Source organism: Escherichia sp. Lx600-2 (genome assembly GCF_036662595.1).
Taxonomy (GTDB): domain Bacteria; phylum Pseudomonadota; class Gammaproteobacteria; order Enterobacterales; family Enterobacteriaceae; genus Escherichia; species Escherichia coli.
Map to the genome: position 1 here is coordinate 1 of NZ_JAYQWM010000080.1, position 15,341 is coordinate 15,341.

At 50.3% G+C, this 15,341-nt stretch carries 10 protein-coding genes and 3 pseudogenes; 9 read left to right on the plus strand and 4 right to left on the minus strand.

Annotated features, from left to right (window positions below; translation table 11 throughout):
- Positions 1–83: 83 nt before the first annotated feature.
- The 7 genes and pseudogenes from OQV04_RS19840 to OQV04_RS19870 all read left to right on the plus strand — a co-directional run.
- Positions 84–248, plus strand: a pseudogene (locus tag OQV04_RS19840) (leucine-rich repeat domain-containing protein); the annotation flags it as partial.
- 320 nt (positions 249–568) lie between these two features.
- Positions 569–1,957 carry a nitrate/nitrite transporter NarU gene (gene narU / locus OQV04_RS19845; RefSeq protein ID WP_001207917.1) on the plus strand — a complete coding sequence of 463 codons (1,389 nt, stop codon included), beginning with the start codon at positions 569–571 and terminating at the stop codon, positions 1,955–1,957.
- Between the two features lie 81 nt (positions 1,958–2,038).
- On the plus strand, positions 2,039–5,779 hold the full coding sequence (narZ, locus tag OQV04_RS19850; protein WP_032280853.1) for a nitrate reductase Z subunit alpha: 3,741 nt from the start codon (positions 2,039–2,041) through the stop codon (positions 5,777–5,779).
- Entirely contained in the window at positions 5,776–7,320 is a 1,545-nt protein-coding gene (gene narH / locus OQV04_RS19855) for a nitrate reductase subunit beta (RefSeq protein ID WP_000702560.1), read from the plus strand. Before narZ ends, narH begins: the two co-directional genes overlap by 4 nt.
- On the plus strand, positions 7,320–8,015 hold the full coding sequence (gene narW / locus OQV04_RS19860) for a nitrate reductase molybdenum cofactor assembly chaperone (RefSeq protein ID WP_032280852.1): 696 nt from the start codon (positions 7,320–7,322) through the stop codon (positions 8,013–8,015). Before narH ends, narW begins: the two co-directional genes overlap by 1 nt.
- Positions 8,012–8,692 (plus strand): respiratory nitrate reductase subunit gamma, encoded by a 681-nt coding sequence (gene narI, locus OQV04_RS19865; protein WP_000617116.1) that lies wholly within the window; start codon positions 8,012–8,014, stop codon positions 8,690–8,692. The genes narW and narI overlap by 4 nt, the downstream gene beginning before the upstream one ends.
- 78 nt (positions 8,693–8,770) lie before the next feature.
- Complete coding sequence (locus OQV04_RS19870; RefSeq protein ID WP_045176826.1) at positions 8,771–9,664, plus strand: PhzF family isomerase; 894 nt, start codon at positions 8,771–8,773, stop codon at positions 9,662–9,664.
- A 95-nt stretch (positions 9,665–9,759) separates the two neighbouring features.
- Here OQV04_RS19870 and nhoA read toward each other — a convergent pair whose 3' ends face one another.
- Entirely contained in the window at positions 9,760–10,605 is an 846-nt protein-coding gene (gene nhoA / locus OQV04_RS19875) for an N-hydroxyarylamine O-acetyltransferase (protein ID WP_032280850.1), read from the minus strand.
- A 172-nt stretch (positions 10,606–10,777) separates the two neighbouring features.
- On the opposite strand from nhoA, the gene OQV04_RS19880 reads away from it, so the two are divergent.
- The gene (locus OQV04_RS19880) at positions 10,778–11,347 is read left to right on the plus strand and encodes a flavin reductase family protein (protein ID WP_032280849.1); all 570 of its coding nucleotides are present in this window, start codon (positions 10,778–10,780) and stop codon (positions 11,345–11,347) included.
- Positions 11,348–11,350: 3 nt separating this feature from the next.
- Here OQV04_RS19880 and pptA read toward each other — a convergent pair whose 3' ends face one another.
- Both pptA and OQV04_RS19890 read right to left on the minus strand, forming a co-directional pair.
- Positions 11,351–11,578 (minus strand): tautomerase PptA, encoded by a 228-nt coding sequence (gene pptA / locus OQV04_RS19885; protein ID WP_001120141.1) that lies wholly within the window; start codon positions 11,576–11,578, stop codon positions 11,351–11,353.
- A gap of 310 nt (positions 11,579–11,888) precedes the next feature.
- On the minus strand, positions 11,889–13,025 hold the full coding sequence (locus OQV04_RS19890) for an ISAs1 family transposase (RefSeq protein ID WP_032280848.1): 1,137 nt from the start codon (positions 13,023–13,025) through the stop codon (positions 11,889–11,891).
- Between the two features lie 313 nt (positions 13,026–13,338).
- Here OQV04_RS19890 and OQV04_RS19895 point away from each other — a divergent pair.
- Positions 13,339–13,548 (plus strand): annotated as a pseudogene (locus OQV04_RS19895) (SymE family type I addiction module toxin); the annotation flags it as partial.
- A 151-nt stretch (positions 13,549–13,699) separates the two neighbouring features.
- Here OQV04_RS19895 and OQV04_RS19900 read toward each other — a convergent pair.
- A pseudogene (locus OQV04_RS19900) lies at positions 13,700–15,148 on the minus strand (type VI secretion system Vgr family protein); the annotation flags it as partial.
- Positions 15,149–15,341 lie beyond the last annotated feature (193 nt).

The following is a 15,341-nucleotide window of genomic DNA, read 5'->3' on the forward strand; positions in this document are numbered from 1 at the left end:
CTGTCTTGTAAGTGTGTATATTATATGGGGTATATGCTTTTTTAATAGTATAGTGAAACAATTCGTTATCCACATCTATTCCGTCAGAGGAAGTTGTAAACCAGAGGAATATAAAAGTTAAAAACATGACCTTAGATGAAATAAACAATACTTACTGTAATAACGATTATTACAATCAGGCAATAAGAGAGGAACCGATAGACCTTCTGGACAGATCGTTTTCCTCCAGCTCATGGCCTTTTGAGTGAATAAATTATTGCTAATTCTATAAGTGTCTTGTCTTGTTAAGAATATAGTTAATATACAACCCTTTGGATTCATCATCTGAAGGGTTGTATCATGACATGCGTTCAAAGATTACCCCCCGTTTAATGGTTAGCTTGTCAGTTACATTTAGTAACACATATCTGGCTACCTAATCCCCATTCTGCCCCCGCTGTTACGCTTTCTTATCTATTCTTTCAATCAGCACTTCACCCAATTCATCCTTAATTCTAATAACTGGCTATTGCGCCTTACCTCCTGTTTTGTCTTTTTTCATTACCAATGTGTGCATGTGAGGAACAATATGGCACTGCAAAATGAGAAAAATAGTCGTTATCTTTTACGCGACTGGAAACCAGAAAATCCGGCCTTCTGGGAAAATAAAGGAAAACATATTGCTCGAAGAAACCTCTGGATATCAGTCAGTTGTCTACTTCTTGCCTTCTGTGTCTGGATGCTATTTAGCGCAGTTACCGTTAATCTCAATAAAATCGGTTTTAATTTTACTACCGATCAACTCTTTTTATTAACCGCATTACCCTCCGTTTCTGGCGCATTATTGCGTGTTCCCTACTCCTTTATGGTACCTATATTCGGTGGACGCCGATGGACGGTTTTTAGTACTGCAATCCTGATTATTCCTTGCGTCTGGCTCGGAATTGCCGTGCAGAATCCGAATACTCCTTTTGGGATATTTATCGTTATCGCTTTGCTATGCGGTTTTGCAGGTGCGAACTTTGCTTCGAGCATGGGCAATATCAGTTTCTTCTTTCCAAAAGCCAGGCAAGGTAGCGCTCTTGGGATTAATGGCGGATTAGGAAACTTAGGTGTAAGTGTAATGCAGCTGGTTGCACCGCTGGTCATTTTTGTACCCGTATTTGCCTTTCTCGGCGTCAATGGAGTACCGCAGGCCGACGGTTCGGTGATGTCGCTGGCGAATGCCGCATGGATTTGGGTACCGCTACTAGCGATTGCCACGATCGCCGCCTGGTCAGGGATGAATGATATCGCCAGTTCACGCGCGTCAATTGCCGACCAGCTCCCTGTGTTACAACGCCTGCATCTCTGGCTGTTGAGCCTGCTTTACCTTGCCACCTTCGGTTCGTTTATCGGTTTTTCTGCGGGTTTTGCCATGCTGGCAAAAACCCAGTTCCCGGATGTGAATATTCTGCGCCTGGCGTTCTTTGGCCCATTTATCGGTGCCATCGCGCGGTCGGTTGGTGGTGCTATTTCCGATAAATTCGGCGGCGTGCGGGTGACGTTGATCAACTTTATTTTTATGGCGATTTTCAGCGCCCTGCTGTTCCTTACCTTACCGGGCACAGGCTCCGGTAATTTCATCGCATTTTACGCCGTATTTATGGGGCTGTTTCTGACCGCGGGTCTGGGAAGTGGTTCTACTTTCCAGATGATCGCCGTCATCTTTCGCCAGATAACCATTTATCGGGTGAAGATGAAAGGCGGTAGTGATGAGCAAGCTCAGAGAGAAGCTATCACCGAAACGGCGGCGGCTCTGGGCTTTATCTCAGCCATTGGCGCAGTGGGCGGCTTTTTTATTCCGCAGGCATTTGGCATGTCGCTCAATATGACCGGCTCTCCAGTGGGCGCGATGAAAGTGTTTTTAATCTTCTACATCGTTTGTGTGCTACTGACCTGGCTAGTTTATGGTCGGCGGAAGTTCAGCCAAAAATAAGAGATCGATGCCTGATGTACAACCGTGTCGCATCCGACAAGGCATCAGATCCCAATTCATTCCTGGAGCAGGAGTCATGTCATGAGTAAACTTTTGGATCGCTTTCGCTACTTCAAACAAAAGGGCGATACCTTTGCCGATGGTCACGGACAGGTGATGCATAGCAACCGCGACTGGGAGGACAGCTATCGCCAGCGTTGGCAGTTCGACAAAATCGTGCGTTCCACCCACGGTGTTAACTGTACAGGCTCCTGTAGCTGGAAAATCTACGTTAAAAATGGTCTGGTGACCTGGGAAATCCAACAGACCGACTACCCGCGCACTCGCCCTGACCTGCCCAATCATGAACCTCGCGGCTGCCCGCGAGGCGCAAGTTACTCCTGGTATCTTTACAGCGCTAACCGCCTGAAATACCCGCTCATTCGTAAACGACTGATTGAACTATGGCGCGAAGCCCTCAAACAACACAGCGATCCGGTACTGGCGTGGGCATCGATTATGAACGATCCGCAAAAGTGCCTGAGCTACAAACAAGTGCGTGGGCGCGGCGGGTTTATCCGCTCCAACTGGCAGGAACTAAACCAGCTGATTGCCGCCGCTAACGTCTGGACCATCAAAACCTACGGCCCGGATCGCGTTGCCGGTTTCTCGCCGATCCCGGCGATGTCGATGGTTTCTTACGCCGCCGGAACACGTTATCTGTCACTATTAGGTGGCACCTGTTTAAGCTTCTACGACTGGTATTGCGACCTGCCGCCCGCCTCGCCGATGACCTGGGGCGAGCAAACCGACGTACCGGAATCTGCCGACTGGTATAACTCCAGTTACATCATCGCCTGGGGGGCTAACGTACCGCAGACACGTACGCCGGACGCCCATTTCTTTACCGAAGTACGCTACAAAGGCACTAAAACCATCGCCATTACCCCTGACTACTCTGAAGTGGCCAAATTGTGCGACCAGTGGCTGGCACCAAAACAAGGCACTGATAGCGCCCTGGCGATGGCAATGGGCCATGTGATTTTAAAAGAGTTTCATCTCGATAATCCCAGCGACTACTTTATCAACTACTGCCGCCGCTATAGCGACATGCCGATGCTGGTAATGCTGGAACCTCGCGACGATGGTAGCTACATACCCGGGCGCATGATCCGCGCGTCTGACCTGGTAGATGGACTAGGCGAAAGCAATAATCCGCAGTGGAAAACCGTGGCGGTTAATACCGCAGGTGAATTGGTAGTGCCGAATGGTTCGATTGGTTTCCGCTGGGGAGAAAAAGGCAAATGGAATCTGGAATCCATTGCCGCCGGTAAGGAAACCGAATTGTCGTTAACCCTGCTCGGTCAACATGACGCCGTTGCAGGCGTGGCCTTCCCCTACTTTGGCGGCATCGAAAATCCGCATTTTCGCAGCGTAAAACACAATCCGGTGCTGGTGCGCCAATTACCCGTTAAAAACCTGACATTAGCCGATGGCAGCACCTGTCCAGTGGTCAGCGTTTATGATTTGGTACTGGCGAATTACGGCCTCGATCGCGGGCTGGAAGATGAAAACAGCGCGAAAGATTACGCTGAAATCAAACCGTACACCCCAGCCTGGGGTGAGCAAATTACCGGTGTGCCGCGCCAGTATATTGAAACCATCGCTCGTGAATTTGCCGATACCGCCCATAAAACGCATGGGCGCTCAATGATTATCCTCGGTGCTGGCGTCAACCACTGGTATCACATGGATATGAACTACCGTGGGATGATCAATATGCTGATCTTCTGCGGTTGTGTCGGGCAAAGCGGCGGCGGCTGGGCGCATTATGTCGGTCAGGAAAAACTGCGCCCACAAACCGGCTGGTTGCCGCTGGCCTTTGCGCTCGACTGGAACCGACCACCGCGCCAGATGAACAGCACCTCGTTTTTCTACAATCATTCCAGCCAATGGCGCTATGAAAAAGTCTCTGCGCAGGAGTTACTTTCACCGCTTGCCGATGCCAGTAAGTACAGCGGTCATCTGATTGATTTTAACGTTCGCGCCGAACGCATGGGCTGGCTACCTTCTGCGCCGCAGTTGGGGCGTAACCCGCTCGGGATTAAAGCTGAAGCCGACAAGGCCGGATTATCCCCCACAGAATTTACCGCCCAGGCGCTGAAATCGGGCGATTTACGTATGGCCTGCGAACAACCAGATAGCGGCAGCAATCATCCGCGTAATTTGTTTGTCTGGCGTTCTAACCTGCTTGGCTCCTCCGGCAAAGGCCACGAGTATATGCAGAAGTATCTGCTGGGGACCGAAAGCGGGATTCAGGGCGAGGAACTCGGTGCCAGCGACGGGATCAAACCGGAAGAAGTCGAGTGGCAAACTGCGGCGATTGAAGGCAAGCTCGACCTGCTGGTGACGCTCGACTTCCGCATGTCCAGTACCTGCCTGTTCTCCGATATCGTTCTGCCCACCGCCACCTGGTATGAAAAAGACGATATGAACACCTCGGATATGCATCCGTTTATTCATCCGCTATCTGCGGCGGTCGATCCGGCCTGGGAATCACGCAGCGATTGGGAAATCTACAAAGGTATTGCCAAAGCATTTTCGCAAGTGTGTGTGGGTCATCTTGGCAAAGAAACCGACGTGGTATTGCAACCACTGCTGCACGACTCTCCGGCAGAGCTCTCACAGCCGTGTGAAGTGCTCGACTGGCGCAAAGGCGAATGCGATCTGATCCCGGGTAAAACCGCGCCGAATATTGTGGCAGTGGAGCGCGACTACCCTGCTACGTATGAACGCTTTACCTCGCTCGGGCCATTGATGGACAAACTTGGCAACGGCGGTAAAGGGATTTCGTGGAATACCCAGGATGAAATCGATTTCCTCGGCAAACTCAATTACACCAAGCGTGATGGCCCGGCACAGGGGCGTCCGCTGATTGACACCGCCATTGACGCTTCAGAAGTGATTCTGGCACTGGCACCAGAAACCAACGGTCATGTTGCAGTTAAAGCGTGGCAGGCGCTGGGCGAGATCACCGGGCGCGAACATACCCATCTGGCGCTGCACAAAGAGGACGAGAAGATTCGCTTTCGCGATATTCAGGCGCAGCCGCGTAAAATTATCTCCAGCCCCACATGGTCCGGTCTGGAAAGCGATCACGTATCCTATAACGCGGGATACACCAACGTTCATGAGTTAATTCCGTGGCGCACGCTGTCGGGACGACAGCAGCTCTATCAGGATCATCCGTGGATGCGTGCTTTTGGTGAAAGCCTGGTGGCTTATCGCCCGCCTATCGACACCCGTAGCGTCAGTGAGATGCGCCAGATCCCGCCAAACGGCTTCCCGGAAAAAGCACTTAACTTCCTGACGCCGCACCAGAAATGGGGCATTCACTCAACCTACAGTGAAAACCTGCTAATGCTGACGCTCTCTCGCGGTGGACCGATTGTCTGGATCAGCGAAACCGATGCCCGTGAACTAACCATTGTCGATAACGACTGGGTGGAAGTGTTTAACGCCAATGGCGCGCTGACGGCCCGCGCGGTGGTCAGCCAACGTGTACCGCCGGGTATGACCATGATGTATCACGCTCAGGAACGCATTATGAATATTCCTGGTTCGGAAGTAACTGGCATGCGCGGCGGTATTCATAACTCGGTCACCCGCGTTTGTCCGAAACCAACGCATATGATTGGCGGTTACGCACAGCTGGCCTGGGGCTTTAACTACTACGGCACCGTCGGTTCGAACCGCGACGAATTCATCATGATCCGCAAGATGAAGAACGTTAACTGGCTGGATGATGAAGGTCGCGATCAGGTACAGGAGGCGAAAAAATGAAAATCCGTTCGCAAGTCGGCATGGTGCTTAATCTCGATAAATGTATCGGCTGCCATACCTGTTCGGTGACCTGTAAAAACGTCTGGACCGGACGCGAAGGCATGGAGTACGCATGGTTTAACAACGTCGAAACCAAACCGGGCATTGGTTATCCGAAAAACTGGGAAGATCAGGAAGAGTGGCAAGGCGGCTGGGTCCGCGATGTGAATGGCAAGATACGCCCGCGTCTGGGCAGCAAGATGGGTGTAATAACCAAAATCTTCGCCAACCCGGTGGTGCCGCAGATTGATGATTACTACGAACCTTTCACCTTCGACTACGAACATTTGCATAGCGCACCGGAAGGCAAACATATCCCTACTGCTCGCCCGCGTTCGCTGATTGACGGTAAGCGGATGGACAAAGTGATCTGGGGGCCAAACTGGGAAGAACTGCTGGGCGGCGAGTTTGAAAAACGTGCCCGCGACCGCAACTTCGAGGCCATGCAAAAGGAGATGTACGGGCAGTTTGAAAACACCTTCATGATGTACCTGCCGCGCCTGTGCGAACACTGCCTCAATCCCAGTTGCGTGGCGACCTGCCCAAGCGGCGCTATCTACAAACGCGAAGAAGACGGCATTGTGCTGATTGATCAGGATAAATGCCGTGGCTGGCGTTTGTGCATTAGCGGTTGTCCGTACAAAAAAATCTACTTCAACTGGAAAAGCGGCAAGTCAGAAAAATGTATCTTCTGTTATCCGCGAATTGAGTCAGGCCAACCAACCGTATGCTCAGAAACCTGCGTGGGTCGCATCCGATATCTGGGCGTGCTGCTTTACGACGCTGACCGCATCGAGGAAGCGGCGAGCACCGAGCGCGAAGTTGACCTCTATGAACGCCAGTGCGAAGTATTCCTCGATCCGCACGATCCCTCAGTGATCGAGGAAGCCCTGAAACAAGGTATTCCACAAAACGTGATTGAAGCTGCCCAGCGTTCGCCAGTCTACAAAATGGCGATGGACTGGAAACTGGCGCTACCGCTGCACCCTGAATATCGCACCCTGCCGATGGTCTGGTACGTTCCTCCGCTGTCACCGATTCAGTCTTACGCTGATGCGGGCGGTTTGCCGAAAAGCGAAGGCGTGCTGCCCGCTATCGAAAGCCTGCGTATTCCGGTGCAATATCTCGCCAATATGTTGAGTGCTGGCGATACCGGTCCGGTACTGCGGGCGCTGAAACGGATGATGGCGATGCGCCACTATATGCGTTCACAAACCGTGGAAGGCGTTACTGATACTCGTGCCATCGACGAAGTAGGCCTGAGCGTCGCCCAGGTCGAAGAAATGTATCGCTATCTCGCCATTGCCAACTATGAAGATCGTTTTGTTATCCCGACCAGCCATCGGGAAATGGCGGGCGATGCCTTCGCAGAACGCAACGGCTGCGGTTTTACCTTTGGCGACGGTTGCCACGGTTCGGACAGTAAATTCAACCTGTTCAACAGTAGCCGTATCGATGCCATCAACATCACCGAAGTGCGCGACAAAGCGGAGGGCGAATAATGCAGATCCTCAAAGTGATCGGCCTGTTGATGGAGTATCCGGACGAGCTGTTGTGGGAATGCAAGGAGGACGCACTGGCGTTGATCCGCCGCGACGCGCCGATGCTTACGGATTTCACCCGCAACCTGCTTAACGCGCCGCTGCTGGATAAACAGGCCGAATGGTGCGAAGTGTTTGACCGCGGGCGCACCACGTCGCTGCTGCTGTTCGAACATGTTCATGCCGAGTCCCGCGATCGCGGCCAGGCAATGGTGGACCTGCTGGCGGAGTATGAAAAGGTCGGCCTGCAGCTGGATTGTCGGGAACTGCCCGATTATCTACCGCTGTATCTGGAGTATTTAAGCGTACTGCCTGACGATCAGGCGAAAGAAGGATTGCTCAATGTTGCGCCGATCCTCGCCCTGCTTGGCGGTCGCTTAAAACAACGCGAGGCACCGTGGTACGCGTTGTTTGATGCTCTGCTGCAACTGGCGGGAAGTACACTTTCAAGCGACAGTGTCACAAAACAAGTAAACAGCGAAGAGCGCGATGACACCCGCCAGGCGCTGGATGCAGTGTGGGAAGAGGAACAGGTGAAGTTTATTGAAGATAACGCCACGGCGTGTGACAGCCCGCCGCTCAATCAATATCAGCGACGCTTTAGCCAGGATGTCGCGCCGCAATATGTCGACATCAGTGCGGGAGGTGGGAAATGATTCAGTATCTGAACGTCTTTTTTTACGATATCTACCCGTACATTTGTGCGACGGTGTTTTTCCTCGGCAGCTGGCTGCGCTACGACTACGGGCAGTACACCTGGCGCGCCTCCTCAAGTCAAATGCTCGATAAACGCGGGATGGTGATATGGTCGAATCTGTTCCATATTGGCATTTTGGGGATTTTCTTCGGGCACCTGTTCGGCATGTTAACGCCGCACTGGATGTACGCGTGGTTTTTGCCAGTGGCAGCGAAACAACTAATGGCGATGGTGCTCGGCGGTATTTGCGGTGTGTTGACGTTGATTGGCGGCGCAGGACTGCTGTGGCGCAGGCTGACAAATCAGCGCGTGCGTGCCACTTCCACTACGCCGGATATCATCATCATGAGCATTTTGCTGGTCCAGTGTCTGTTGGGGCTAAGCACCATACCGTTTTCAGCACAGTATCCTGATGGTAGCGAAATGATGAAGCTGGTGGGTTGGGCGCAAAGCATTGTCACTTTCCGTGGTGGATCGTCAGAGATGCTTAACGGTGTAGCGTTCGTTTTCCGCCTGCATCTGGTGTTGGGAATGACCATCTTCCTGCTCTTCCCGTTCACTAGACTGGTGCATGTGTGGAGCGCGCCGTTTGAGTACTTTACTCGTCGGTATCAGATTGTGCGCTCGCGGCGATAATTTCACCCTGGCCGGATAGCCCTTCGCTCTCCGGCCACTTGCAGGCTATGATAGTTCTCCAGTCACAGGAGAACGTTAATGAAACCGCAGGTTTACCACGTCGATGCTTTTACCTCTCAACCATTTCGCGGCAATTCTGCCGGTGTTGTTTTCCCCGCCGATAATCTTAGCGAAGCGCAAATGCAGCTTATCGCCCGCGAATTAGGTCATTCGGAAACCGCTTTTCTGCTGCACAGCGACGACAGCGATGTGCGCATCCGCTACTTTACGCCAACAGTTGAAGTGCCTATTTGCGGTCACGCGACAGTAGCTGCGCACTATGTACGTGCGAAGGTGTTAGGTTTAGGAAATTGCACGGTCTGGCAAACATCGCTGGCAGGAAAACATCGCGTGACTATCGAAAAGCACCACGATGGTTATCGTATTTCGCTGGAACAAGGTACGCCGGGCTTTGAGCCACCGCTGGAAGGTGAAACACGTGCGGCGATTATCAACGCGCTTCATCTCACTGAGGACGATATTCTGCCAGGCTTGCCAATTCAGGTGGCAACAACAGGACACTCAAAAGTGATGATCCCGTTGAAATCAGAAGTGGATATCGACGCCCTTTCGCCTGATCTTGCTGCGCTGAGCGCTATCAGCAAACAGATTGGCTGCAATGGTTTCTTCCCGTTCCAGATCCGCCCAGGCAAAAACGAAACCGATGGTCGCATGTTCTCGCCTGCGATTGGTATTGTGGAAGATCCGGTAACTGGCAATGCCAATGGCCCGATGGGTGCATGGTTGGTACATCACAACGTATTGCCCCACGATGGCAAGGTGCTGCGTGTTAAAGGCCATCAGGGGCGCGCATTGGGGCGTGACGGCGTGATTGAAGTGACGGTGACAATTCGTGATAACCAACCGGAAAAAGTCACCATTTCTGGCGCGGCGGTGATTTTGTTTCATGCCGAATGGGCAATTAAACTCTGAAACCGTTGCCTGATGCGCTTCGCTTATCAGGTCTACAACCGGGCTAATGTATGCCGGATAAGGCGTTTACGCCGCATCCGGCAACCTGACATAAATTATTTTCCCGCCTCCGGGTGCGTATCAAACGCCGCCATCACCAACGCCAGTTCATCCACGGTAAAGCCATGCTTTGCGTCATCTACGCCCAGACCAAACTGTTCCTGCATCACAGCATATAACGACGCCACATCAGGTAGATTTCGCTGCTCCACCGCGTGCCCATTTTCATAATGGGTGAAATGAAAATTGGTCAGCGTTAGCTTGCCACCGTCCGGCAAATGGCGGCACATCAGCAAATGATGGCGAAAATGCGATTGCGGCCAGTGTGCCGACCAGAAATTACCCATCACATAATCGCTTTGTTGTTGCTCGCAGAGATCAAAAAGGTACATCGACTGCCAGTGCTGATGATGATTAAACTGCAAAATCCAGTCATCCCCTTCCTGTAAAAGCCGATATTCGCCATGTGGCGTTATTTGTGCGATATCCGCCACTAAACGAATCGGCGCAGTCAATGTCTGACCACCGAAACCGACATCAGCAATCCATTTTTCTCCTTCCAGCTCCACCAACAGCAAACGATGTGTACGCGGCGGTAATGCTGGCGGATTAGATAACACTACGCGACCTAACAGACTGCGTACTTGAAAACCCAGCTCGCGTAATACCCGCTCAAACACACCATTCTGTTCAAAGCAGTAACCGCCACGCCGGGCGAACACCAATTTCTCTTCCAGAGATTGATCATCAAGCTGTATTTCCCTCGGCAGCAAAACGTCGAGGTTTTCAAACGGAATGGTGCAATTGTGTTTCAGGTGCAATGCACGAAGCGTATCAATATTGACCGCAGCAGCTCCCGACCAGATAATACGGGCAAAATAGTGATTCAGAATGGGCGTCATCAGGCGTTTCCCTTAGTGGTTTTCTCAACTTATAACCTGGAATAGACGCCGCACCGGCTATTTTGTGCGATCGCGGACATGCATCACGTTCGCAAATCGCCAATCCCGTTAATTTCGTTACTTATTGCGTTACGGACTACGCTTAAAAAAACCTTCTTCGCGAGGCGATACCATGAGCCGATTCATCCCCATAGAATTACACCATGCCAGCCGTCTGTTAAATCATGGCCCAACGGTCTTGATCACCAGTTTCGATGAGCAATCCCAGCGGCGTAACATTATGGCTGCAGCCTGGTCAATGCCGGTGGAGTTTGAACCTCCACGCGTGGCGATTGTGGTAGATAAATCGACATGGACCAGGGAGTTGATTGAACATAACGGTAAATTTGGCATCGTTATCCCGGGCGTTGCAGCAACTAACTGGACGTGGGCGGTGGGAAGTGTGTCGGGGCGTGATGAAGATAAATTTAATTGCTATGGCATTCCGGTTGTGAAAGGTCCGGTACTTGGTTTGCCTCTGGTCGAGGCAAAATGTCTGGCGTGGATGGAGTGCCGCTTGCTACCTGCGACTTCCGCGCAAGAAAAATACGACACACTGTTTGGCGAGGTAGTATCAGCAGCGGCAGACGCACAGGTATTTGTCGAAGGCCGCTGGCAGTTTGATGATGATAAGCTCAATACGTTGCATCATTTAGGTGCTGGCACGTTTGTTACCAGCGGCAAGCGAGTTACGGCAGGTTAAGCATTACATGCTGTAACCGGGTTTCTTTATCAAAGCCTCCATTTGGGGCGCGATTTCGGCATCCCAGATAGCTTGCCAAGATTCTGGTTGAATCTGCTGTAGAGCAATGCTTATCGAACTGTCTTTACTGTTCAAATGGCGAATAATAACGTCGGTAATATCTGCAGCAAGTGCTGCTTTTTGTTGTTCGTCCAGTTCACGCGGAAAACATTTAATGTCGATGTGCGGCATGATTACGCTCCTTTTGAAAGATGTCAGTAAAATTAACACACATTGTGAATGTCGTGTGTCCGGTAAAGCGTTTTTACGACAATAATGCCTGCTTGAAATTGTAGATATTTGCACTACACCCTTTTAAATAAAGCACCAACAAATCTTCAACTTGCAGAACATATTCTTCTGCCAACATACCATTAAGAAAACATCTAGTTCCCGACTTGCCAATTTATTAACGCCCATTATAGACGCTGAAACAAGCTACGGACAAAGGAGATGCCTAAATTACCGACAATGCAGTAAAACTCAACGAACCAGGGCAAGATTACGAAAGCCCGCTCCCCGCAAGGACTGACGCCAGATAGTTTCTGTCCATGGCTGCTTTTCGCATCTTACGTCTTAACCCTGCCTTGAATACCTTATCATTCGTCAAAATATTAATAGCAATGTGCCGTATCCCTGAAAATAATTCTGCTGCATTTCCTCTTCTTATTTTGCAGTCGTCTTCATTCATTACCACGTCCAGACGCCAGTGCAGCTTATTCTCCACGTGCCAGTGGTTTCGGATTGCTCTGGCGAACTTCTCTGGGGTTAAATCATCAGAACTGATATAATATCTGACCGTCATTTCTGGCTCTTTCTTTTGTTCTGCTATTATGGACCGAAAGGAGACTGCCACGCATAATTTCTTCAGCCATTTCCATTCAAACGTGAAATCAATAAGTTCATCAGGGACATCGCAAACAATATGAAGACGGATTTCTTCTCTGCCGTGACTCTTTTCACTCATTGCGTAACTGTCATGCTCTGGATTATTTAATTCTTTCAGCGGAAATTTTTCCTCAAAGGCTTTATTAAGCCGCCCCTGGTTACCTTTTACCGCGAATAAATAATCACCGCCCTGTTTTTGTATCTTCTCTGCGATATCTTTCTGGCAACCCATCGTATCAGTTGTGATAATTTTCCCTTTAATATCCAGCATGTTAAGAAGTTCAGGGATAGCTGTAATCTCATTAGATTTCTCATCCGTCTTGATCTGTCCGATGAACAGACTGTGCATTGTTGAGAACGCACTAATGACATGAATCGCTCCCCTGCGGCGACTCTTATCATAAGAATGCCGGAGCGTTTTTCCATCAATTGCAATGACGTCTTTATCATCTGAAGAATGACAATCACGCATCCAGTTAATAAAGCACTCATGAAATTTTGTAGGGCTGATACAGGATACAACTCTGGCAATGGTATCGTGAACAGGAATACCATTTTCAAAATCACCATATTGCTTCAAAAAATCGAGATGTGTTTCCCCAAAATCCTCTATATCTTCCCAACCTTCTGCACCCGAAATAACGGCACAAATAGTCAACAGTAGAATATCTGATAATTTATGTTCCACTTTCCAGACTTGTCTGTAATCGGGGGTAATAGAAATATGTTCCATCAATTTTTTAAGTTCCATTTTGTTCTCCTTAATTATGTAAGGAGTATTTGATCATGTGTAAGCAATAAAAAACAGCTTTAGGTAATAAGGAATATCTCAATTTTTAAACATAAAATGCGAATTATTTAGTACAAAAAGTGAACTTCTGATGATCTTTCCCTGAGCTTAAAGCAGACGATCAGGAAGTGATCTGCCGTATTCTGGATATGGCGATCACGCAGGAGAAGATGAAGCAGGTAATGAAGGTAATGCGTTGATATTTAACGCGACTGCTACAGGTGGCCGCCTGTAACAGCCGCTCACCACAAGCAACTAACAGGAGTAGTTAATCATGGCTGAACACGATATTACGCCAGAAGTCACCATTTCCAAAACACAGCGACGCTATAAAGTCGGCTATGTCAGAGCCCGCCACATAAACAGCAAAACCTACATGACCACGTACTACTCACGACACCCCAGCCTGAACCTTAAGGGCGACTGGCTGAAAGAGGCCGGATTTGATACCGGGCGGGGTGTCACGGTGAAGATTTCGGAGGGGTGCCCGCCACGCCGCATCATCCGGACCGTCATACCAGCCCCACTGGTAATAATACCCTTCGCCGCCCGGCTGGCGGTGCAGCGTCATGCAGTGGTTTTCGTCGTAAGCAAACTCACGCAGCAGGTGCCCCGTGCTGTCGTACACGCCGTTCAGGTAGTCCCCACGGTGGCATGGTGTCCTGGTTGTAGGTACGCCCAACGATTATCGGTAAATCCGGATCACCGTTTTTGAAATCCACCAGTACTTCTTGACCAATACGCGGGATCTGAATGCCACCGAATCCTTTACCAGCCCACGGATAACTGACACGGACCCAGCAGGAGCTGTTTTCGTCATTCTTACCGTAACGATCCCAGCCAAACTGAACTTTCACCCGGCCATATTTATCTGTCCAGATTTCCTGCCCTGCCGGGCCGGTGACGATGGCACTCTGCGGGCCTTTAGTGTGGGGTTTGCTCAGGGTTCGTTGTGGGCGGTAAACTTCGCTGGTGGGATGCAGTTCAAAGCTGGTTGAGTAAGAGAAATGCTGCTCCTGGCCGCTGTGTTGCGCATTGTCCTGTATAAATAGCGTGGTCTGTACCAGCAGATATTCCCGGTTCACTTCGGCTGTCGGATAGTTTTCCAGGGTGAAGGTAAAACCTGTCATCAGGGTACGAATATTGCCGCTGCCCTGTACCCGACTACCGGGGCTACGCTGTTCTTCCATGCGAATGCGTGTCAGCATTTCACCTTCACTCTTTGTGAAGTAATCTCCCGGCCATTCGTAGTGCTCATATTCAGCAAGGCCGGTTTCACGCGGATTAGCCACGGTGCTCTTCAGCAGTGAACGCGGCTTCATAAAGTCGAAATCATTCAGCACCCACTGTCCGCTGCGCAGACTTTCATTTGCTGTGATGGTATGGATAAACTCCTTGTCCAGTTTCAGCCCTTTCTGGTAATAACACACCAGCGGCGAATCTGCGCATGCCTTGTGGACATTAATGGCATCAGCCAGCACTAACGTGTGACTGTTCTCGCTGTGCTCAAACCACCAGTAGATACCCCACTCCTGCATCAGGCGCTGAATAAAAGCGAAATCTGTTTCACAGTACTGCATCTGCCAGGCGCGAGTCGGATAATTTTCCACCAGCCGTTTTTCCACTGGCCAGGGATACTCATCCAGTACCTCATCCAGGATGTCCACCACGTTTTTATTCTGAAACGCTTTGTAGTCACTAGTGTGGGTCAGTATTTTTAACCACGGTTCGAGCCGCAGTTCATACACCACCGAACGTCCTTGATGACCAGCCACGCGTGCCGCCGTCACCAGCCCGCTGATATAACGTTTTCCGCCGCCATCCAGTTCGATATGGACGCACAGATCTTTGCCCACCATCGGTTTGAGCTGCAGGTTTGCGGCGGGGGAAACATAGCCCAGGTTCAGGATGTCAGGAGTTTTTAATTTAATAGAATAAGTAAATAGTTCCCCTACTGTTTCTGTACCCCCTAAGCTTGCAAACAGTAACATTCCATCAGGAACTGCGCTGCCGCTCAAAGTCACGTTATGTGTACCCGATCCAGTTAGTGCGCCGGATGGATAATCTGTAGCTGCAAAACTCATAATTAATCCTTTTAACTAGAAATGGCTAAGTGCTAATAAGAAATCTTACAGAGAATAAAATATGCAATATATTCGTAACTGGCGTAAAACATCTCAATACTTATGCGAGCTACTGAAGATACTATCAACCATATATGCCTTGAAGAATGCACCGTCATGTTAACCTGGTGAAAACATTCACCTAAAGCACATT